21 protein-coding genes and 1 tRNA gene are annotated in these 21,456 nt (G+C 43.2%); 20 read left to right on the forward strand and 2 right to left on the reverse strand.

The genetic code is table 11. The features are described 5' to 3' along the window. The 10 genes from AALA56_RS00005 to AALA56_RS00050 all read left to right on the forward strand — a co-directional run. Positions 1-77, forward strand: a 77-nt coding sequence (locus AALA56_RS00005; RefSeq protein ID WP_369908299.1) for an IS3 family transposase, incomplete at its 5' end; no start/stop codon positions are given. Between the two features lie 240 nt (positions 78-317). Beyond that, positions 318-1,964: a peptide ABC transporter substrate-binding protein gene (locus tag AALA56_RS00010; protein WP_369908194.1), complete on the forward strand. Its 1,647-nt coding sequence runs from the start codon at positions 318-320 to the stop codon at positions 1,962-1,964. Between the two features lie 261 nt (positions 1,965-2,225). Beyond that, positions 2,226-3,140, forward strand: coding sequence for an ABC transporter permease (locus tag AALA56_RS00015; RefSeq protein WP_164682309.1), 915 nt, complete (start codon positions 2,226-2,228; stop codon positions 3,138-3,140). A 9-nt stretch (positions 3,141-3,149) separates the two neighbouring features. Continuing rightward, the gene (locus AALA56_RS00020) at positions 3,150-4,181 is read left to right on the forward strand and encodes an ABC transporter permease (protein WP_277294892.1); all 1,032 of its coding nucleotides are present in this window, start codon (positions 3,150-3,152) and stop codon (positions 4,179-4,181) included. 11 nt (positions 4,182-4,192) lie between these two features. After that, on the forward strand, positions 4,193-5,236 hold the full coding sequence (locus AALA56_RS00025) for an ABC transporter ATP-binding protein (protein WP_164682311.1): 1,044 nt from the start codon (positions 4,193-4,195) through the stop codon (positions 5,234-5,236). Positions 5,237-5,238: 2 nt separating this feature from the next. Further along, the gene (locus AALA56_RS00030) at positions 5,239-6,174 is read left to right on the forward strand and encodes an ABC transporter ATP-binding protein (RefSeq protein WP_369908195.1); all 936 of its coding nucleotides are present in this window, start codon (positions 5,239-5,241) and stop codon (positions 6,172-6,174) included. 117 nt (positions 6,175-6,291) lie between these two features. Continuing rightward, the gene (locus AALA56_RS00035; protein WP_369908196.1) at positions 6,292-7,476 is read left to right on the forward strand and encodes a pyridoxal phosphate-dependent aminotransferase; all 1,185 of its coding nucleotides are present in this window, start codon (positions 6,292-6,294) and stop codon (positions 7,474-7,476) included. A 19-nt stretch (positions 7,477-7,495) separates the two neighbouring features. Further along, positions 7,496-8,842 (forward strand): asparagine--tRNA ligase, encoded by a 1,347-nt coding sequence (gene asnS / locus AALA56_RS00040; RefSeq protein WP_369908197.1) that lies wholly within the window; start codon positions 7,496-7,498, stop codon positions 8,840-8,842. A 99-nt stretch (positions 8,843-8,941) separates the two neighbouring features. After that, positions 8,942-9,709 carry a tRNA pseudouridine(38-40) synthase TruA gene (gene truA, locus AALA56_RS00045; protein WP_369908198.1) on the forward strand — a complete coding sequence of 256 codons (768 nt, stop codon included), beginning with the start codon at positions 8,942-8,944 and terminating at the stop codon, positions 9,707-9,709. Beyond that, positions 9,710-10,273 (forward strand): TIGR01440 family protein, encoded by a 564-nt coding sequence (locus AALA56_RS00050; RefSeq protein ID WP_369908199.1) that lies wholly within the window; start codon positions 9,710-9,712, stop codon positions 10,271-10,273. A 13-nt stretch (positions 10,274-10,286) separates the two neighbouring features. On the opposite strand, the gene AALA56_RS00055 is transcribed toward AALA56_RS00050, so the two are convergent. Beyond that, a complete protein-coding gene (locus tag AALA56_RS00055; protein ID WP_369908200.1) occupies positions 10,287-11,150 on the reverse strand; it encodes a mechanosensitive ion channel family protein in 864 nt (287 codons plus the stop codon). 157 nt (positions 11,151-11,307) lie between these two features. Between AALA56_RS00055 and tig the strand changes: the two genes are divergently transcribed. The 5 genes from tig to AALA56_RS00080 all read left to right on the forward strand — a co-directional run bounded on the left by tig (position 11,308) and on the right by AALA56_RS00080 (position 16,272). Beyond that, entirely contained in the window at positions 11,308-12,591 is a 1,284-nt protein-coding gene (tig, locus tag AALA56_RS00060) for a trigger factor (protein ID WP_369908201.1), read from the forward strand. Positions 12,592-12,762: 171 nt separating this feature from the next. Further along, positions 12,763-13,323, forward strand: coding sequence for a DNA-directed RNA polymerase subunit delta (gene rpoE, locus AALA56_RS00065; RefSeq protein WP_369908202.1), 561 nt, complete (start codon positions 12,763-12,765; stop codon positions 13,321-13,323). A gap of 201 nt (positions 13,324-13,524) precedes the next feature. After that, positions 13,525-15,132, forward strand: a complete 1,608-nt coding sequence (locus AALA56_RS00070) for a CTP synthase (RefSeq protein WP_369908203.1) — start codon at positions 13,525-13,527, stop codon at positions 15,130-15,132. An 81-nt stretch (positions 15,133-15,213) separates the two neighbouring features. Further along, positions 15,214-16,140 (forward strand): alpha/beta hydrolase, encoded by a 927-nt coding sequence (locus AALA56_RS00075; protein WP_369908204.1) that lies wholly within the window; start codon positions 15,214-15,216, stop codon positions 16,138-16,140. A gap of 46 nt (positions 16,141-16,186) precedes the next feature. Beyond that, a tRNA-Leu gene (locus tag AALA56_RS00080) sits at positions 16,187-16,272 on the forward strand. 82 nt (positions 16,273-16,354) lie between these two features. Here the strand turns inward: AALA56_RS00080 and AALA56_RS00085 are convergent. Then, positions 16,355-17,704, reverse strand: coding sequence for an aspartate kinase (locus AALA56_RS00085; RefSeq protein ID WP_369908205.1), 1,350 nt, complete (start codon positions 17,702-17,704; stop codon positions 16,355-16,357). 93 nt (positions 17,705-17,797) lie between these two features. Here AALA56_RS00085 and AALA56_RS00090 point away from each other — a divergent pair, with 93 nt between their 5' ends. The 5 genes from AALA56_RS00090 (at position 17,798) to AALA56_RS00110 (ending at position 21,202) form a co-directional block, all read left to right on the forward strand. Then, positions 17,798-18,439, forward strand: a complete 642-nt coding sequence (locus AALA56_RS00090; protein WP_369908206.1) for an HAD family hydrolase — start codon at positions 17,798-17,800, stop codon at positions 18,437-18,439. 163 nt (positions 18,440-18,602) lie between these two features. Next, on the forward strand, positions 18,603-19,394 hold the full coding sequence (fabM, locus tag AALA56_RS00095; protein ID WP_369908207.1) for a trans-2-decenoyl-ACP isomerase: 792 nt from the start codon (positions 18,603-18,605) through the stop codon (positions 19,392-19,394). Positions 19,395-19,483: 89 nt separating this feature from the next. After that, positions 19,484-19,918, forward strand: a complete 435-nt coding sequence (fabT, locus tag AALA56_RS00100; RefSeq protein WP_276763117.1) for a fatty acid biosynthesis transcriptional regulator FabT — start codon at positions 19,484-19,486, stop codon at positions 19,916-19,918. Beyond that, positions 19,918-20,892, forward strand: coding sequence for a beta-ketoacyl-ACP synthase III (locus AALA56_RS00105; protein ID WP_369908208.1), 975 nt, complete (start codon positions 19,918-19,920; stop codon positions 20,890-20,892). Before fabT ends, AALA56_RS00105 begins: the two co-directional genes overlap by 1 nt. 85 nt (positions 20,893-20,977) lie before the next feature. Beyond that, entirely contained in the window at positions 20,978-21,202 is a 225-nt protein-coding gene (locus tag AALA56_RS00110; RefSeq protein WP_115268315.1) for an acyl carrier protein, read from the forward strand. The last annotated feature ends 254 nt before the right edge of the window (positions 21,203-21,456 follow it).

Consider the following 21,456-nt stretch of genomic DNA (forward strand, 5'->3'; position numbering starts at 1 on the left):
ATTTCTACAATACACAACGGTATCAAGCAAAATTAAGCAACCTGACTCCTTTTGAATTCAGGAATCAGGTTGCTTAATCATTTTATTATTTCACTGTCTACTTGACAGGGAGCTGTTCACCTGCTAAGTCCTTTTTATTGTAAAAATATGCCAAAAACACGCATATTTTAAGGATTTTTTAGACAATGCTTGTACAAATATTCAGAATATAACACAATAAAACTTTTCTTTTAGGAACTTTTAAGGTATAATAAGGGTGTTCGTTATAACGTCTTTTTGAGACATTAAGAAAAAATTAACTATGAGGTGAAATGTTTATGGCGAAAAAAACAAAATGGCTCGTCGCAGCAGGAACTGCCTTAGTGGCAGCTGCTACTTTGGCAGCCTGCGGTAACAGCTCTAGTAGCGCAAGCTCATCAAAAGACATCAATTGGTACTTGCCAACTGAGATTTTGACACTGGACAACTCTAAAGCGACAGATACTTACTCTAATACCGCTATCGGTAACTCTGGAAGTAACATCTATCGCATGGGTAAAAATAACAAGCTTGAGCTTGACCTTGCTAAAAAAGTGGACGTCTCTGATGACGGTAAAACTTACACAGTTACCCTTCGTGACAACCTAAAATGGTCAGACGGTAGCAAACTAACTGCCAAAGACTTTGTCTACTCATGGCAACGTATTGTTAATCCAGAGACAGCGTCTGAGTACGCTTACCTTGTCAGTGAAGCACACGTGGCAAACGCTGCTGAGATCAACTCTGGTCAAATCACAGACCTTAACCAACTTGGTGTTAAGGCTGAGAGTGACACGAAACTTGTCTTTACTTTGACAAGCCCATCACCTCAGTTCAAGTATTTCTTGTCATTTACAAACTTCATGCCACAAAAAGAATCAGTTGTTAAAAAATATGGTAAAAACTATGCGACTGCTTCTAAATACCAAGTCTACTCTGGTCCTTACACTGTGACAGGCTGGAACGGCTCAAACGGTACCTTCAAGTTGAAGAAAAACAAATACTACTGGGATGCGAAGAACGTTAAGACTGACACTGTCAACATCCAAACCATCAAAAAACCAGATACAGCCGTTCAAATGTACAAACGTGGCGAACTTGATAACGCTAACATTTCAGGAACATCAGCTATCTACAATGCTAACAAAAACAACAAAGACGTTGTAGACGTTCTTGAAGCAACAACAGCTTACATGGCTTACAACATGTCAGGTTCAACAAAAGGTCTTGATAACAAGAAAATCCGTCAAGCCCTCAACTTGGCAACTGACCGTGACGCTGTCGTAAAAGCCGCTGTTGATACAGGTTCAACTGCCGCAACTGCCCTTGTCCCTTACAAGCTTGAAACACTATCAACCGGTAAAGACTTGACAGACATCGTTGCACCAGGCTACAAGTACGACGCTAAAGAAGCAGCTAAGCTCTTCAAGGAAGGTCTTGCTGAAGCAGGTCTAACAAGCCTTAAATTAACTGTTACAGCGGACGCAGATAGCCCAGCAGCTAAGAACCTTGTAGACTACATCAAGTCTACTTGGGAATCAACACTTCCAGGTCTTACTGTTGAGGAAAAATTCGTTACCTTCAAGCAACGTCTTGAAGACTCTAAGAACCAAAACTTTGACATCGTTGTAACACTTTGGGGCGGTGACTATCCAGAAGGTTCTACTTTCTATAGCCTCTTCCAATCAACATCAGCCTACAACTACGGTAAGTTTAACAGTGAAGCTTACGATGCTGCTTACACTAAAGCCATCACAACAGACGCTACAGACCAAGACGCTGGCGCTCAAGACTACAAAGAAGCTGAAAAAGTACTTTACGATGAAGCAGCTTACAACCCACTTTACTTCCGTAATACAAAAGCGCTTCGCAATCCAAAACTTACTGGACTTGTTGAAAACACAACAGGTCTGAAAACAGACTTCACTCACGCTTATAAAAAATAATCAATAGACATTGTCGTTTAACCGTTAAAGCAGGAATTGGCAAGCCCCAATTCTTGCTTTTGTTAATGGGTTATTTCAGGAGAAAAAGAAGAAGGCTAAGGGGTTTTATCATCAAAACTGCTTTAGCTTTTTTCACAATATTTCAAAAGAACTTTGCTATTTTGACAGAAAGCTGATAATATAGTAATGAGTTTTTTGAGATTGTTTTTTGGAAATAGCTGAAACAGCGACAAACAAACTAGTGAAAAAAGGAATGGTATAATGGTCAAGTATATTTTAAAACGCCTTGCTATTTTATTAGTAACACTGTGGGTCGTGGTAACTTTCTCATTCTTTCTGATGCAGATTTTGCCAGGAACCCCTTATAACAATCCTAAACTTAGCGATGAGATGATTGCTTTGTTGAACAAACAGTATGGACTAGACAAGCCTGTCTGGCAACAATACCTAAGCTACCTCTGGAATGTTCTCCACGGTGACTTTGGGACAAGTTATCAGTCTGTCAACCAACCTGTAGGACGTATGATTGCCCAACGTCTTGGTATTTCCGTTCAGCTGGGTATCCAAGCCTTGATTGTTGGTTTGGTCGGCGGTATCATTGTTGGTGGGATTTCTGCTAGTCACAAAAATGACAAGATTGATGCAACACTTAGTGTGCTTGCGACCTTGGCGATTTCAATGCCTTCATTCATTATCGGTCTTTTCTTATTAGATTATTTTGGTTTCAAGTGGAACCTTCTTCCGCTATCAGGTTGGGGAACTTTTGCACAGTCCGTGCTTCCAACACTCTCACTTGGTCTTCCAACACTTGCGACAGTATCACGTTTCTTTAGAAGTGAGATGATTGAAACGCTCAACTCAGACTACATCCAGCTGGCTCGCTCTAAAGGGCTAAATGGACGTCAAGTTGCCATTAAGCACGCTTACCGCAACTCGATGATTCCCGTTTTGACCCTTATCGGTCCAACAACCGCTGGTCTGTTGACGGGTTCTGCTTTGATTGAGCAAATCTTCTCAATCCCTGGGATCGGACAACTCTTTGTCACCTCTATCCCAGCCAAGGACTATCCCGTTATCATGGGAACAACGATTGTCTATGCAGCCATGCTCATGGTCGCTATCTTGATTACTGACGTTATCACAAGTATCGTTGACCCACGTGTGCGTTTGCAATAAGGAGGATACATGGACACAACAAAATCATTTAAACTGGTTGGGGTTAGTTCAACCAGTGAACAGGAAAAAATTGAAAAACCAGCCTTATCATTCTTGCAGGATGCTTGGCGTCGTCTCAAGAAAAACAAGCTTGCCGTTATCTCCATGTGGTTTTTGATTTTCTTGATTATCTTTTCATTAGCGTCTAACTTATTTGTCTCAAGTAAGTCCGCAAATACCCTTATCAACAACAAAGAAGTTGAAGTTTACCGTAACTTGCCACCAAAACTAAGTGGTAATCTGCCGTTTTGGAATGGTACCATGAAGTATGCTGGAGCGACAGAGCGCACCAATGTCTACAAAGACCAAGGTGTGCCAGACAATCAAAGTTTCCTTTTTGGTACAGATAGTGTCGGACGTAGTCTTGGAAAACGTCTGATTGTAGGGATTCGTATCTCTCTATTGGTTGCTATTTCTGCGACCATCATCGACTTGATTATCGGGGTGACTTATGGTCTGGTTTCAGGTTATGTCGGAGGTAAGGTAGATACGATCATGCAGCGTATCGTTGAGGTCGTCTCTTCTATTCCGAACCTTGTTATCGTGACCATGCTTGGACTTTTGCTAGGAAATGGGATTACCGCTATTGTCATCTCCATTGCCTTTACAGGTTGGACTAGTATGTCACGGCAGGTGCGTAACATGACGCTGTCCTATCGTGAGCGGGACTTTGTCCTAGCTGCACGCTCTCTAGGTGAGAGTGGTCCAAAGATTGCCTTTAAGCATATCTTGCCAAATATCTCTGGGATTATCATCGTGCAAATCATGATGACTATTCCAAGTGCCATCATGTACGAAGCGGTGCTTTCTGCCATCAACCTTGGGGTGAAACCACCAACAGCGTCTCTAGGTTCATTGATTGCGGATGCTCAGGAAAATCTGCAATACTACCCTTACCAAGTGGTGCTACCAGCCCTGGCTCTTGTGGTTATCTCACTTGCCTTTATCCTTTTGGGTGATGGTTTGCGTGATGCCTTTGACCCTAAATCAAGTAACGACTAAGGAGAAGAAACATGTCTAAAGAAACACTTTTAAACGTCAAAAATCTCCACGTTGATTTTCATACTTATGCTGGGGAAGTAAAGGCGATTCGTGATGTCAATTTTGACCTTAAAAAAGGAGAAACGCTGGCTATCGTTGGGGAGTCTGGTTCTGGTAAGTCTGTTACCACAAAGACTCTTATCGGCTTAAACGCTAAAAATGCTGAAATCTCTGGGGAAATCCTCTATCAAGGACGTGATTTGACACAGCTTACTGAGAGCGAGTGGACAAAGGTGCGTGGAAATGATATTGCCATGATTTTCCAAGATCCAATGACCAGCCTTGACCCTACTATGCGTATTGGCATGCAGATTGCAGAGCCTATCTTGATTCACGAAAAGATTTCGAAAAAAGAAGCACTTGATAGAGCTCTCCAATTGATGAAGGACGTTGGTATTCCAAATGCGGAAGAGCATATCAACGACTACCCTCACCAATGGTCAGGTGGGATGCGTCAACGTGCGGTTATCGCCATTGCCCTAGCTGCTAATCCGCAGGTCTTGATTGCCGATGAGCCGACGACAGCGCTTGATGTGACTATTCAAGCACAGATTTTACAATTGATGAAAAAAATCCAAAAAGAGCGTGAGTCGTCTATCATCTTTATCACGCACGATTTGGGTGTGGTTGCAGGTATGGCTGATCGTGTGGCGGTTATGTATGCTGGTAAAATCGTTGAGTACGGAACGGTTGATGAGGTCTTTTATTACCCACAACATCCATACACTTGGGGCTTATTGAACTCTATGCCAACGACAGATACCGAGTCTGGTAGTCTCCAGTCTATCCCAGGAACACCGCCAGACCTCCTTCATCCGCCAAAAGGAGATGCCTTTGCGGCACGTAATGCCTTTGCGCTTGATATTGACCACGAGGAACAACCGCCATTTTTCAAGGTTTCAGATACCCATTATGCAGCGACTTGGCTTTTAGATGAGCGTGCACCAAAAGTGGACGTCCCTGAAAAAATCAAAGCACGCTGGGCGAGATGGGAAAAAATGAAAGGAGCTAACTAGACATGGTGAACCACTCTAAAAAGTTAGTGGAATTGAAAAATGTTTCCCTGACATTTAACAAAGGAAAATCAAACGAAGTTAAAGCGATTAACAATGTCAGCTTTGACATCTATGAGGGAGAGGTTTTTGGACTTGTTGGTGAGTCTGGGTCTGGTAAGACGACTGTCGGACGTGCGATTTTAAAACTGTACGATATCGACGGTGGTGAGATGATTTTCAACGGAGAAAACATCTCAAACCTCAGAGGAAAAGCGTTCCACGGTTTCCGTAAGGACGCTCAGATGATTTTCCAAGACCCGCAAGCCAGTCTTAACGGTCGTATGAAAATCCGTGACATCGTGGCTGAAGGGCTTGATATTCACAATCTCGTCCACAGCAAGGCAGAGCGTGATCAACGAGTGGAGGAGTTGCTAGAGCTTGTAGGTCTCAATAAAGACCACCTAACACGCTACCCACATGAGTTTTCAGGTGGACAACGTCAACGTATCGGTATCGCTCGTGCTTTGGCAGTTGAGCCAAAATTCATCATCGCTGATGAGCCGATTTCAGCGCTTGACGTGTCTATCCAAGCCCAAGTCGTTAACTTGATGCAAAAGCTGCAACATGAGCAAGGGTTGACTTATCTCTTTATCGCCCATGACCTGTCTATGGTTAAGTATATCTCAGATCGTATCGGTGTTATGCACTGGGGTAAACTTCTTGAGATTGGAGCGTCAGATGATGTCTACAATCATCCTATCCACCCATACACAAAGAGCCTGCTCTCTGCTATTCCAGAGCCAGACCCAATCAAAGAACGCAAACGTGTTCATACCCTGTATGACCCAAATGCTGAGCTTGATGGGCAAGAGCGTGAAATGCGTGAAATCACACCAGGGCACTTTGTCTGGTCAACAGAAGAAGAAGCTGAAAACTTCAAAAAAGAACATCAAGAATAGAAAAGAGAACTTGGACTTGTCCAAGTTCTTTTGTATTAAAGCGGAAATGCTATACCCATATCGCTTTTTTTCTGCTATAATAATACTAACTACGCCGTTCTAGAGGGAGTGATCTAAATGACAAAATTATCCGAGCGTGTTTTATCCATGGAAGAGAGTGTTACCTTAAAGGCAGCCGCAAAAGCGAAGCAATTAGCTAGTCAAGGACGTGACATCCTGCCCTTGACTTTGGGGCAGCCTGACTTTGTAACGCCTCAAAATATCCAAGAAGCAGCGATTTCTGCTATCACAGACGGGCGTGCGAGCTTTTATACGCAGGCGAGCGGTCTGCCTGAGCTAAAAGAGGCTGTTGGGACTTACTTTGAGCAGTTTTACGGCTATACGATTTCGCCAAATCAGGTTGTTGCAGGGACTGGTGCCAAGTTTATCCTGTATGCCTTTTTCATGACGGTCATCAATCCGCTTGATGAGGTCATCATCCCAACGCCATACTGGGTGTCTTATGCCGACCAGATTAAGATGGCAGAGGGTATGCCCGTCTTTGTGGATGCCACGCAGGAGAATCACTTCAAAGTCACTGTTGACCAGCTAGAAGCTGCCAGAACTACTAAGACAAAAGTGCTTCTACTCAACAGCCCGTCAAATCCGACAGGCATGGTCTACACAAGAGAAGAACTACAGGCTATCGGAGACTGGGCGGTAGCGCATGATATTCTCATCCTAGCTGATGATATCTACGGACGCTTGGTTTATAATGGCACGGTCTTCACACCGATTTCAAGCTTGTCAGAAGCCATTAAAAAACAAACCATTGTCATCAATGGTGTGTCAAAAACGTATGCCATGACAGGCTGGCGTGTTGGATTTGCCGTTGGGGATAGCGAGATTATCGCAGGCATGAGTAAGGTTATCAGCCAGACAACCTCAAATCTGACCACCGTCTCTCAATACGCAGCCATCGAAGCGCTGACTGGTCCTCAAGATACGGTTGAGACCATGCGCCAAGCTTTTGAAGAAAGACTAAACACCATCTATCCATTGCTGTGTGAAGTGCCAGGTTTTGAGGTGGTTAAACCACAAGGTGCCTTTTATTTCTTCCCAAATGTCACAAAAGCCATGGAGATGAAAGGCTACACCAACGTCACAGACTTCACCGACGCTATCCTAGAAGAGACAGGTGTTGCGCTGGTGACAGGTGAGGGATTTGGAGCACCTAAAAATGTGCGCTTGTCTTATACCACCGACCTTGACACGCTAAAAGAAGCGGTCTCTCGCCTCAAAGCCTTTATGGAAGCCGAATAAAAATAGAAAAGAGAATCTTATGTCAAAAGAACTAGTATCCATTATTGATGTGCCTAAGCACCTTGGTCAGGAAGTGACTATCGGCGCTTGGGTTGCCAATAAATCAGGAAAAGGAAAATTAGCCTTCTTGCAATTGCGTGACGGGACAGCTTACTTCCAAGCTGTTGCCTTCAAGCCAAATCTCATCGAAAAATACGGTGAAGAGCTGGGTCTTGAAAAGTTTGACACCATCAAACACCTCAGCCAAGAAACTTCTGTCTACGTGACAGGTATCGTCAAAGAGGACGAACGCTCAAAATTTGGCTATGAGCTTGATGTGACAGATCTTGAGGTCATCGGTGAGTCTGTTGACTACCCTATCACACCAAAAGAGCATGGTACAGATTTTTTGATGGACCACCGCCACTTGTGGTTGCGTTCACTCCGTCAAATGGCAATCATGCAAATCCGCAACGCCATCATCTACGCTTCAGCTGATTTCTTTGACAAGAATGGCTTTATCAAGTTTGATAGCCCGATTTTGTCTGGAAATGCTGCTGAAAACACAACTGAACTCTTTGAGACAGACTACTTTGGTAACCCAGCCTTTCTCAGTCAATCTGGTCAGCTTTACCTAGAAGCAGGTGCAATGGCGCTTGGTCGTGTCTATGACTTTGGACCTGTTTTCCGTGCGGAAAAATCAAAAACACGCCGTCATTTGACTGAGTTTTGGATGATGGATGCGGAGTATCCATTCCTTAGCCATGACCAATCGCTTGATTTACAAGAGGCTTATGTCAAAGCGCTCATCCAAGGTGTGCTTGATCGTGCACCGCAAGCTCTTGACATCTTAGAGCGTGATGTGACTTTGCTGGAAAAATACATCAAAGAACCGTTCAAACGTATCAGCTATGACGACGCCATCACGCTGCTGCAAGAGCATGAGGGTGAAGAAGGGGCTGACTATGAGCACCTTGAGCATGGGGATGACTTTGGTTCACCACATGAAACATGGATTTCAAACTACTTTGGTGTGCCAACCTTTATCGTCAACTACCCAGCAAGCTTTAAAGCCTTTTACATGAAGCCTGTCCCAGGCAACCCAGAGCGTGTCTTGTGTGCTGACCTGCTAGCACCAGAAGGCTATGGTGAGATCATCGGTGGTTCAGAGCGTGAGACTGACTATGACAAGCTACTTGAGAAAATCAAAGAAAATGGTCTAAACCCAGAAGACTACGCTTTCTACCTTGACTTGCGTAAGTATGGTTCTGTCCCACACTGTGGTTTTGGACTTGGTTTAGAGCGTATGGTGACCTTTGTATCAGGAACAAAACACATCCGTGAAGCCATCCCATTCCCACGCATGCTTCACCGTATTAAACCTTAATGATGACAAAAAGAAAAAACGGTATCGTTTTTTCTTTTTGAATACCTTTCTTTACCAAAATAGTTGAAATTAGAGCTGAAAATAGAGTATAATCAACCTATGACAAGATATAAAGCTATCATCTCCTATGACGGGACTTTATTTGCTGGTTTTCAACGCCAGCCAAGCATGCGCTCTGTCCAAGGAGAGCTAGAAAAGACATTACAGCGCTTAAATAGTGGTGAGCCAGTGCCGGTGCATGGAGCTGGTAGGACAGATAGTGGTGTGCATGCTTATGGGCAGGTGGTCCACTTTGACTTACCGCAGGATAGGGACCTAGAAAAGCTGCGCTTTGCCTTTGATACCCAGACGCCAGATGATATTGACGTGGTCAGTGTGGAGAAAGTGTCTAGCGACTTTCACGCTCGCTACAACAAGCACCTCAAAACCTATGAGTTTTTGGTGGACAATGGTCGTCCTAAAAATCCCATGATGCGCTACTACGCAACGCCATTTCCCTATGAGCTTGATATGGAGAAGATGGCAGAGGCGATAAAAGACTTGGTGGGGGAGCATGACTTTACAGGCTTTACCGCCTCAGGCACCAGCGTTGTCAATAAGGTGCGCACCATTACAAGAGCAGAGCTGAGCTATGATGAGAAAAGTCACCTCATCACCTTTACCTTTACAGGAACAGGATTTCTCTATAAGCAGGTGCGTAATATGGTGGGAACGCTGCTCAAAATCGGCAATAACCGCATGCCAGTCAGCCAGATAAAAAACGTCCTTGAGACAAAGGATAGACAGCTGGCAGGTCCAACAGCTAGCGGGCAAGGGCTTTACCTGAGAGAGATTAGCTATGATGTTGAGATGACAAAAGGAGATTAGATGGATTTACAGCTTCTTAAAGAGCAAACGCAGATGATTGTTTGCGATATTTTAGACAAAAGTGCCCTAAGAGCAGGGAATATCTTTGTTTTAGGGCTATCAAGCAGTGAAGTGCTCGGTTCTGTCATTGGGCAAAATTCAAGCGTCGAGGTTGGCGAAGTCATCGTTAAAACCATCCTTGACGAGCTGGATAAGCGAGGTCTGTTTCTAGCAGTTCAGGGCTGTGAACACCTGAACCGTGCCTTGGTTGTGGAGAGACGACTCGCAGAAGACAAAGACTTAGAGATTGTCAATGTCTTACCGAGTCTCCATGCGGGCGGTAGCGGGCAGTTAGCTGCCTTTAAGTTCATGGATGACCCTGTTGAGGTGGAGGAAATCACAGCACATGCAGGGATTGATATTGGTGACACCAGCATTGGCATGCACATTAAGCGTGTGCAGGTGCCTCTTGTGCCCTTGCAAAGAGAGCTTTGTGGCGCCCATGTGACAGCGCTTGCCAGCCGTCCAAAGCTAATCGGTGGCAGCCGTGCCAAGTATCTAGCAGATCCTATTCGAAAATACTAAAAAAGAGCTGATATCAGCTCTTTTTGCTTGTTGATGAATTAGTTTTTGAAGTGGTTAGGATAGGTGTTGGCAGCTCCACACCAGCATCTATCAGCGCTGTTTGATAAAGCCCATAAAAGGTGGAGTACATGCTATTTTGTTGCCCACTATCCACAAACAAATCAATCCGAAAGACCAGCTGTCCCCCACTCGTATAGACAGGTCCTAGGATGTTCGGTGTCTCAACGACTTGTGGGTATTTAGAAAGCTCGGTTTTATTGACCGCTTTGATCACTTCAGTGACCTTTTTTAAGTCTGTATGGGCGTAGATAGGCAGGTCAACTCGAGCCCGCATATCGCCACGTGATTGATTGCTAACGACAGTAATGCTGCGGTTAGGGATGAAATGCAGTGTCCCATCAAAATCTCTGACTTGCGTTGTGCGCAGTCCTAAGCTTGTAATGGTACCTGTGACACTGCCGATAACAACAGAATCTCCGACTTCGTATTGATTTTCAAGCAGAATGAAAAAACCATTGACCACGTCAGATAAAAAGCCTTGCGCTCCAAGACCAATTGCTAGCCCTGCAATCCCAGCCCCAGCCAAAAGGCTTGAGATAGGCACTCCGATGATATTTAAAATGGAGTAAATCAAAAAGAAATAAAGCGTGTAGTTGAGGCAGTTGTGCAGTAGCCTTGCGATGGTCTTTTTTCGAGCGTCAGATTGGGTCGTGAGTGCTAGAGACTTGACGACCATCTTGTTAAAGAAGAACTCTGCCACACGCTTTAAAATCAGAAAGAGGATAAAAAGATTGATGAGAGCAACTGTCTTTGAGATGAGTGTCACTCCAATTTGGTCAAGATGGAGTTGATCCCAGTATTTTTCTAAAATAGTCATAAGATAAGTTTAGTAAAAAATAAAAAAGAGAGCAAGTCTTAATTGAAAATTGGCAAAAAAGCCTGCAAAGCATAAAAAAGCTATAAAAAACTTTTAAAAGCCGCCAAAATATGATAAACTAAACTGTATCTAATATTATTTAAGGAGAAATGACGTCATGTCTACATCATTTGAAAATACAGCCACAAACCGTGGTGTCGTTACATTTATAATTAGTCAAGACCAAATCCAGCCAGCACTTGACAACAGCTTTAATAAAATTAAGAAAGATTTGACTGTTCCAGGTTTCCGTAAGGGTCATATCACACGTGCTGTTTTCAACCAAAAATTTGGTGAAGAAGCGCTTTACGAAGACGCTTTGAACGCTCTTTTACCAGCAGCTTACGAAGCAGCAGTTGCTGAGCTTAGCTTGGATGTTGTTGCACAACCAAAATTTGACGTATCTTCTATGGAAAAAGGTCAAGAATGGGTTATCACTGCTGAAGTTGTGACAAAACCTGAAGTTAAACTTGGTGACTACAAAGACCTTGAAGTGTCAGTAGAAGTGAGCAAAGAAGTGACTGACGAAGAAGTAGACGCTAAGATTGAGCGTGAACGCAACAACCTTGCTGAACTTGCTATCAAAGATGGCGCAGCAGAAAAAGGTGACACTGTTGTGATTGACTTTGTTGGTTCTGTTGACGGCGTTGAATTTGACGGTGGTAAAGGTGATGACTTCTCACTTGAACTTGGTTCAGGTCAATTCATCCCAGGTTTTGAAGACCAATTGGTTGGCAGCAAAGCTGGCGACACAGTAGATGTCAATGTGACTTTCCCAGAAGACTACCAAGCAGCAGACCTTGCTGGTAAAGACGCTAAGTTTGTGACAACTGTTCACGAAGTCAAAGCCAAAGAAATTCCAGCGCTTGACGATGAGTTGGCTAAAGACATCGACGAAGAAGTGGACACACTTGATGAGTTGAAAGCAAAATACCGCAAAGAACTTGAAGCTGCCAAAGAAATCGCTTTTGATGACGCTGTTGAAAATGCAGCTATCGAGCTTGCAGTAGCTAACGCTGAAATCATCGACCTTCCAGAAGAAATGGTTCACGACGAAGTTCACCGTGCGATGAACGAATTCCTTGGTAACCTTCAACGTCAAGGTATCTCACCAGACCTTTACTTCCAAATGACTGGAACAAGCCAAGAAGACCTTCACAAACAATATGAAGCAGACGCTGACAAACGTGTGAAAACAAACCTTGTCATCGAAGCTATTGCTAAAGCAGAAGGCTTTGAAGCAAGTGATGAAGAAGTTGAAAAAGAAATCAACGACCTTGCTACAGAATACAGCATGGAAGCTGAACAAGTACGCAACCTTCTCTCACCAGAAATGCTTAAACACGACATCGCAATGAAAAAAGCGATCGAAGCTGTGACAAGCTCTGCAAAAGTCAAATAATTTTCACCAAAACAAGTTTGGAGATGTCCAAGCTTGTTTTTTCTTGATTTTGTTCAAATTTCTTGAATTCCCTTTGACGAAACCGCAAAAATAGCGTACAATAGAGAGTAATGACAATTAGGGGACTGTTTGCGCAGGACACTAATTTTAACATCGATAAGGAGAACTGCTTTGGAATTAGATGTATTTAAAGGGCAAGAAAAAAGCGAATTGTCAATGATTGAAGTGGCACGTGCCATCCTAGAAGAGCGTGGACGTGACCATGAGATGTATTTCAGTGACCTTGTCAATGAAATTCAAGTCTACCTTGAAAAATCAGATGCGACTATTCGTGAAGCACTACCAGGATTTTACTCTGACCTAAATACTGACGGTAGCTTTATTCCTCTTGGGGACAACCGTTGGGGACTACGTTCTTGGTACGCTATTGATGAGATTGATGAAGAAGTCATCACCCTTGAAGAAGAGGATGACAATGCACCAAAACGCAAACACAAACGTGTCAATGCCTTTATGGATGGTGACGAAGACGCTATTGACTACAACGACGATGATCCAGAAGATGAGGATTACTCAGCTAATACTAATAGCGAATACGACGATGAAAATCCAGACGATGAAAAATCAGAAGTCGAATCTTACGACTCTGAAATCAATGAAATCATCCCAGACGCTGACTTAGACGAAGAAGTCGACATCAACGAAGAAGATGAAGACGATGAGGAAGAATAAGATTTTCTGTTGATTTTTAATTGACAAAAGCCCACATATAGTTTATAGTAAATATCGGGCACCTCATTTTGAGGTCGTGCTCCCTAGTACCATAGGGAGCTATTTTTGTTTTATGGTCAATAACGGTTGCTTAGCAATCGGTTTTCTCTTTTGCAATCGTCAGAATATGACGACTAATTTTATTTTTAGGGGAGTGCTTTAATGACAAAGTATATTTTTGTAACTGGTGGTGTCGTTTCTTCTATTGGTAAAGGGATTGTTGCTGCAAGTCTTGGTCGCTTGTTGAAAAATCGTGGGTTAAAAGTGACGATTCAAAAGTTTGATCCTTATATCAATATTGACCCAGGGACTATGAGTCCTTATCAGCACGGTGAGGTTTACGTGACCGATGACGGGGCGGAAACAGACCTTGACCTTGGTCACTACGAGCGTTTCATTGATATTAACCTCAACAAATACTCTAATGTCACAACAGGTAAGATTTACAGCGAAGTTTTGAAAAAAGAACGCCGTGGTGAGTATCTAGGAGCGACTGTGCAGGTCATTCCACATATCACAGATGCGCTCAAAGAAAAAATCAAACGTGCTGCGACCACAACAGACTCAGACGTGATTATCACTGAGGTTGGTGGAACTGTTGGTGATATTGAAAGCCTGCCTTTCCTTGAAGCGCTTCGTCAAATGAAAGCAGATGTCGGCTCTGACAATGTCATGTACATCCACACCACGCTGTTGCCTTACCTAAAAGCTGCTGGTGAGATGAAAACAAAACCAACCCAACACTCTGTAAAAGAGTTGCGTGGTCTTGGTATTCAGCCAAACATGCTGGTTATTCGTACAGAGCAGCCAGCTGGTCAAAACATCAAAAACAAATTGGCACAGTTCTGTGATGTGGCACCAGAAGCAGTTATCGAGTCCTTAGACGTTGATCACATCTACCAAATTCCGCTTAATATGCAAGCGCAAAACATGGATCAGATTGTTTGTGACCATCTGAAAATTGATGCGCCTAAGGCAGATATGACTGAGTGGACAGCCATGGTAGACAAGGTGATGAACCTTGAGAAGAAAGTCAAAATCGCCTTGGTTGGTAAGTATGTGGAATTGCCAGACGCTTATCTGTCAGTTGTAGAAGCCCTCAAGCACTCAGGTTATGTCAATGATGTGGCTATTGATCTCAAATGGGTCAATGCCAATGATGTGACTAGTGAGAATATCGCTGATCTTGTCGGCGACGCAGATGGTATCATTGTACCAGGTGGATTTGGTCATCGTGGAACAGAAGGTAAGATTGAAGCCATTCGCTATGCACGTGAAAATGATGTGCCAATGCTAGGGATCTGTCTTGGTATGCAGTTGACCTGTGTCGAGTTTGCTCGTAACGTCCTTAACCTTAAAGGGGCAAACTCTGCTGAGCTAGACCCAGAAACACCATATCCAATCATTGACATCATGCGTGACCAAATTGACATCGAAGATATGGGTGGAACACTTCGCCTAGGGCTTTACCCATGTAAACTAAAAGTCGGCTCTAAAGCGGCTGAAGCTTATAACAACCAAGAAGTGGTGCAACGCCGTCACCGTCACCGCTATGAGTTTAACACATATTTCCGTGAACAGTTTGAAGAAGCAGGCTTTGTCTTCTCTGGTGTCTCTCCAGATAACCGCCTCATGGAAATTGTCGAATTACCAGACAAGAAATTCTTCGTCGCTGCTCAATATCACCCAGAGCTACAATCACGTCCAAACCGTGCCGAAGAACTCTACACAGCCTTTGTGACAGCTGCGGTTGAAAATATGAATGACTAATAAGTGATTAAAGTGAGAGAACTTGGTTTTCTCACTTTTTCTCATGTTGCCAATCTGCTAAATTAGTGTATAATAGGTGTTATGAAAAAATTAAGGAAACGACGCTTAGCTGCGATTATAGTAGGTATTCTTTTTTTAGGGACGGTTTTAGCCAGTTTTTACTTTTTCCATGTCGCTCAAGTGCGTGGGGAGAAGTCCTTTGTCGGCAGTGGCGGTATCGCAAAGACCAGCCCTCTGTACGCTTATGAGAAAGCTTTTGATAAGCTGACCTATGAGACAGATACCATGGAAAATCAAGGGATTAAGCAAGAAGCATGGTATGTGCTAGCGGAAAAGAAAACCGATAAAACAGTCATCGTAGTGCATGGTTTTACTAGCGGTAAAAAATACATGAAAGCCTATGGCTATATGTTTCATGAGCTGGGCTACAATGTGCTCATGCCAGATAACATCGCTCACGGCAACAGCAAGGGGCAAATTATCGGCTACGGCTGGAACGACCGCTTAAATGTCCTCAAGTGGGCAGATATCCTCATCAGTCAAAATCCTTCGGTTGAAATCACTTTGTTTGGGGTTTCTATGGGTGGGGCTACCGTCATGATGGCAAGTGGTGAAGAACTGCCAAGCCAGATTACAACCATTATCGAGGACTGTGGCTATACTAGTGTCTGGGATGAGCTCGCCTATCAAGCCAAGAAACTCTACCACCTACCAGCCTTTCCACTGCTCTACGAGGTCTCTGCTCTGTCTAAGATTCGTGCAGGCTTTAGCTACGGTGAGGCAAGCAGTGTCAAACAGTTAGCCAAAAACCATTTGCCGACGCTCTTTATCCACGGTGGCAATGACACCTTTGTGCCGACAGAAATGGTCTATGAAAATTACGCTGCCACAAAAGGACCAAAAGAGCTCTATATCGCCAAAGGAGCTGGTCATGCCAAGTCCTTTGAAAAAGACCCGCAAACCTATAAAGAAAAAATTTCACTTTTTTTGAAAAAATATGGAAAATAGTGTTGACATCAACAAGGTAAATTGATATAATTTATTATGTTGATGAGCGGAAATGGCGGAATTGGCAGACGCGCAGGACTAAGGATCCTGTGACCGCTTTAGGTCGTGAGGGTTCAAGTCCCTCTTTCCGCAGACTAGTCGAGCAAGAAGCTCGGCTTTTTTGTTTTCCTAAGTAAGGATGAGCACAGAAAAAAGCCACGATGTGGCTTTTCATTTACTTAAAGAAAGCGTCGTAAAGGGCACGAACGGCTTTTTTCTCATCCTCGCTGTTGATAACGAACATGATGGATACCTCGCTTGAGCCTTGTGAAATCATGGTCAAGTTGATATGGTTGTCAGAGAGCGCCTTGGTGGCTGTTGACATGACACCGACTTGGCTCTTCATGTTTTCGCCGACAATCATGATAATAGAGAGGTCGTGCTGGATATCAACGTGATCCACTTCGAGTTTGCGAGTGAGTTGCGTGATGATTTCTTGCTCTTTGATTGGGGTCAACTCGCGGTCACGAAGAACGATAGACATATCATCAATACCCGTTGGCATGTGCTCAAAGCGGATGTTGAGGTCTTCGAGGATTTGAAGGACCTTACGTCCAAAGCCGACCTCTCTATTCATGAGGTATTTGGACATATTGATGCTGACAAAGTGGTCATCTCCAGCAATACCAATGACTGGGATGTCCTTTCCAGTATGCTCGATGACAATCTTGGTTCCGGGATGGTCTGGGTTGTTGGTATTTTTGATGACAAGAGGGACTTTCCCACGGTAGGCAGGGATAAGTGCCTCGTCATGAAGCACTGAAAAGCCAGCATAAGCAAGCTCACGCATTTCCTTATAAGTCAACTCAGGAATAGAGTGTGGATTGTCAATGACCCCAGGGTGAGCGGCAAAGATACCATTGACATCTGTGAAGTTTTCATAGAGGTCTGCTTTGACGCCAGCTGCTACGATAGAGCCTGTAATATCAGAACCGCCACGAGAGAAGGTACAAATCTCATCGTCAACGGTCACTCCGAAAAATCCAGGAATGACAAGCACATCATTGTACTCACGTAGGTTTTCTAGTTTATCATAGCTGCTAGGGAGAATGCGGGCATTGCCAGGCTCGCTAGAGACGATGATACCTGCTTCTTTAGGGTGAATGTACTGAGCAGGCACGTCATTTTGGCTGAAAAATTCAGCGATCAACTTGGCATTATTGTCCTCGCCAGCTGCTAAGAAAGTATCGTACAAAAAGCGGTTATTCTCAATAGGCAGAGTAGCTAGATCTTTGATAGCTTTTGCGATTTTGTCTAAAATAGCAGAGCCAAGGCTCAATTCCTCGATAATGGCACGGTAGCGCTCGATAATCCACTCTTGATCAGCAGTGACGTCGTTACCTGCCCTATAGTTTTGATAATATTTAATCAAAGCGTCTGTGACCTTGGTATCTTCAGACGTGCGCTTTCCAGGGGCTGAGACGATGACAAAGCGGCGTTCATAGTCGGCTTTGATGATATCTAAGACTTTGCAGAGTTGTGCTGCGGAGGCGAGTGAGCTGCCTCCAAATTTTGTAACTTTCATGAAAACATCCTTTATTGCGTTTTGTCTAAATTATAGCAAAATTCAGACAATGTGTCAGTAGTTTTTCAAAGAAAATGATAGTATAATAGAACTATGATGAATTTTAAAGCGATAATTTTTGATATGGATGGCGTTTTGTTTGACACCGAGAGTTTTTATTATCGGCGTCGTGAGGTGTTTTTAAATGACCTAGGCATTTCCATCAAGCACCTGCCGCCAAGTTTCTTTATTGGTGGCAATATGAAGCAGGTTTGGCAGCATATACTGCGTGATGACTATGACAAGTGGGATGTTGACAAGCTGCAAAAAGACTATACTGCCTACAAGGATAAGCACCCTCTGCCTTATCCCAGTCTGATCTTTGATGACACCGTGTCTGTCATTGAGGCTTTAGACAAAAAAGGCATTGTGCTTGGTCTTGCATCCAGCTCGACCAAGTCGGATATCCTAAAAGCGCTGGATTCGATGAATATAAGGTCTTACTTTAAGGTTATTTTATCTGGGGAGGAATTTGTAGAAAGTAAGCCTGATCCAGCCATCTATGAGGAGGCAGCACGCCAAATTGGTTGTCCAAAAGAGGACACTTTAGTGGTTGAGGATAGTGAAAAAGGTATCGCAGCGGGAGTGGCTGCTGGGCTAACCACTTGGGCAGTCAAGGATACACGATTTGGTATGGACCAATCACAAGCAGCAGGTTTTATCCATCGTTTGAGTGATTTGTTGGAAAAAGATTAGACAGAATGTCTAATCTTTTTTACTTTGCTCCATAAAATAGCTTGAATTATCAAATTAAAAAATTCTTAAAATAACTTGATTTTAAGTCGTAGTTTATGCTAGAATAGTTTTGTTTTTGAATAGTTTGATTATCAAATGAAAAGCATAGAGAAAAGGAGACATGATGTCTTTTAAATATATTACCTATGATGTGGAGGATGAGGTCGCTAGACTAACGCTTAATCGTCCAGAAGTGTCAAACGGCTTTAATATCCCTATTTGCGAAGAAATCTTATCTGCTCTTGATATGGCAGCAAATGATGAAGCAGTGCGTATCCTTACGTTTGCTGCCAATGGGAAAGTTTTCTCAGTAGGAGGCGACTTGGTTGAGATGGAGCGTGCTGTTGCGGCAGACGACGTTCAATCACTTGTTCGAATCGCTGAGTTGGTCAATGACATTTCCTTTGCCATCAAGAAGTTGCCAAAGCCTGTTATCATGCTAACAGACGGTGCTTTGGCAGGTGCAGCAGCTAATATGGCAGTGGCTTGTGATTTTGTCATTGCCTCTGACAAGACCAAGTTCATCCAAGCTTTTGTGGGCGTTGGTTTGGCGCCTGATGCAGGTGGTTTGTACCTCTTAGCAAAAGCTATTGGCGTTAATCGTGCCACTCATCTTGCCATGACAGGAGAAGGGCTAAAAGCTGATAAAGCTCTTGAATACGGCATTGTCTACAAGGTTTGTGAGTCTGAAAAGTTAGAGAAAGCAGCGCAGCAACTCATCAAAAAGTTGAAGCGCAGCTCAGTCAACTCCTTTAAAGCCATCAAAGAAATGGTTTGGCAAAGTTCTTTTACCGACTGGGAGGCTTATGCGAAGCTAGAGCTTGATTTGCAAAAATCCTTAGCCTTTACCGACGACTTTAAAGAGGGTGTGCGTGCCTACACGGAAAAACGTCGTCCTCAGTTTAAGGGAAAATAAAAGAAAGCCATTCTTTGAAAGACTTGCAAAAAAGCGTGACTTTTGTTAAACTTTGATAGTCAAAGTTTTATGTAAAGGAGTGAGGGAACTTGGATTATAGTCAAATCAATGCCTATCTCGTAGATATTTTCAACAAGGTTTTAGTCATCGAGGAAATGAGCTTGAAAACAAGCCAGTTTAGTGACATTTCGCTAAAAGAGATGCACACGATTGAAATTATTGGTAAGGATGATAAAGTGACTCCAAGTGACATCGCTCGTGCGCAGATGATCACACTAGGAACAGTAACAGCAAGTCTGAATAAGCTTGAAGCGAAAGGCTATATTGAGCGCAGGCGTTCACAGTCTGATCGTAGGGTTGTTTATCTGAGTTTGACGAAAAAAGGGCGTTTGGTTGATCGGTTGCATAGCAAATTCCATAAGCGTTTGGTTGATCAAATTGTCGAGGATTTTGACGAAACAGATGTTAAAGCTCTGACCAAGGGGTTGAGCAATTTACATCAATTTTTAGAGGAGCTCGTCTAATGAGATATGCAAAGATTAGTCAAGTGGCGCATTATGTGCCCTCACAGGTCATTACAAATGATGATTTATCACAGATAATGGATACGAGTGATGAGTGGATTTCAAGCCGTACAGGCATTAAAAATCGCCATATCACAAAAGATGAATCAACAGCTGATTTAGCGAGTCAAGTAGCCAAACAATTGCTTGAAAAAGCTTCTTCTGAGGCTAGTAGCATTGATTTTATTATCGTAGCGACAGTGACGCCAGACAGTATGATGCCATCAACCGCAGCCAAGGTTCAAGCAGCTATCGGTGCGACAAATGCTTTTGTCTTTGATTTGACAGCGGCGTGTAGTGGCTTTGTATTTGCCTTATCAACGGCTGAAAAGTTTATCCAGTCTGGGCTTTACCAAAAGGGCTTGGTGATTGGTGCTGAGACTTTTTCTAAGACCATTGACTGGAGCGACCGCAGAACGGCAGTGCTGTTTGGTGATGGCGCTGGTGGGGTTTTGCTTGAAGCGTCCGATAAAGCACACTTTTTAGCAGAGTCTCTGCATTCAGACGGTAGTAGAGGAGATGGGCTCACCTCGGGTGTTGTCGGTCTTAACTCACCATTTTCAGTAGTTGAGGACAATCTTCCTTATGTGACTATGGATGGGCGTGCTATTTTTGACTTTACCATCCGTGATGTGTCAAAAAGCATTGCAGAGCTCATTGAGAGCTCAAACTTTACAGCAGATAGCATTGACTATCTCCTGCTTCATCAGGCTAATATCCGTATCCTAGACAAGATGGATAAGAAAATCGGTGTTGATAGAGAGAAGTTTTTAGCCAATATGATGGAGTATGGCAACACCTGTGCCGCAAGTATTCCGATATTATTATCCGAGTCGGTAGACAATGGCACTATTAGATTAGACGGCAGCCAAACAATTTTACTATCAGGTTTTGGTGGAGGATTGACATGGGGCAGTCTAATTGTTAAAATTTAGGTATATTGTGCATAAGCACAGTTATATAGACTTTAGCTAGTTATTAGCTAATCAATCACATTATTTATTTAAAAGGAGCTATATCATGGCAGTATTTGAAAAAGTACAAGAAATTATCGTTGAAGAACTTGGTAAAGAGACAGATGAAGTGACAATGGAAACAACTTTTGATGATCTTGACGCAGACTCACTTGATGTTTTCCAAGTAATCTCTGAAATCGAAGATGAATTTGACATCCAAATCGAAACTGAAGAAGGTCTTAACACAGTTGGTGACTTGGTTGCTTACGTTGAAGAAAAAACAAAATAAAGACTAGCAACTAACGCAGATGCTTTTTTAGCGCATGGTGGTTGCAACAGCATAAAAACCATGCAGGAGTGGACAGCAAGCACAAAGGCTTGTGTTCGCTCCTTATTAGTAGCTAGATAGTTTGACCTTCAAATTATAAAGGTCACATCTTTATCAAATTCTATTGACAAGCGCTTTAGTAATATAGAGCTAGATAAGCGATTAAAGGTGGAATAGAACGCTTCTAGCGTTTTGTTTCCGCTTTAGTCGCTTAG

It is taken from the genome of Streptococcus hyointestinalis (assembly GCF_041225505.1).
Taxonomy (GTDB): domain Bacteria; phylum Bacillota; class Bacilli; order Lactobacillales; family Streptococcaceae; genus Streptococcus; species Streptococcus hyointestinalis_B.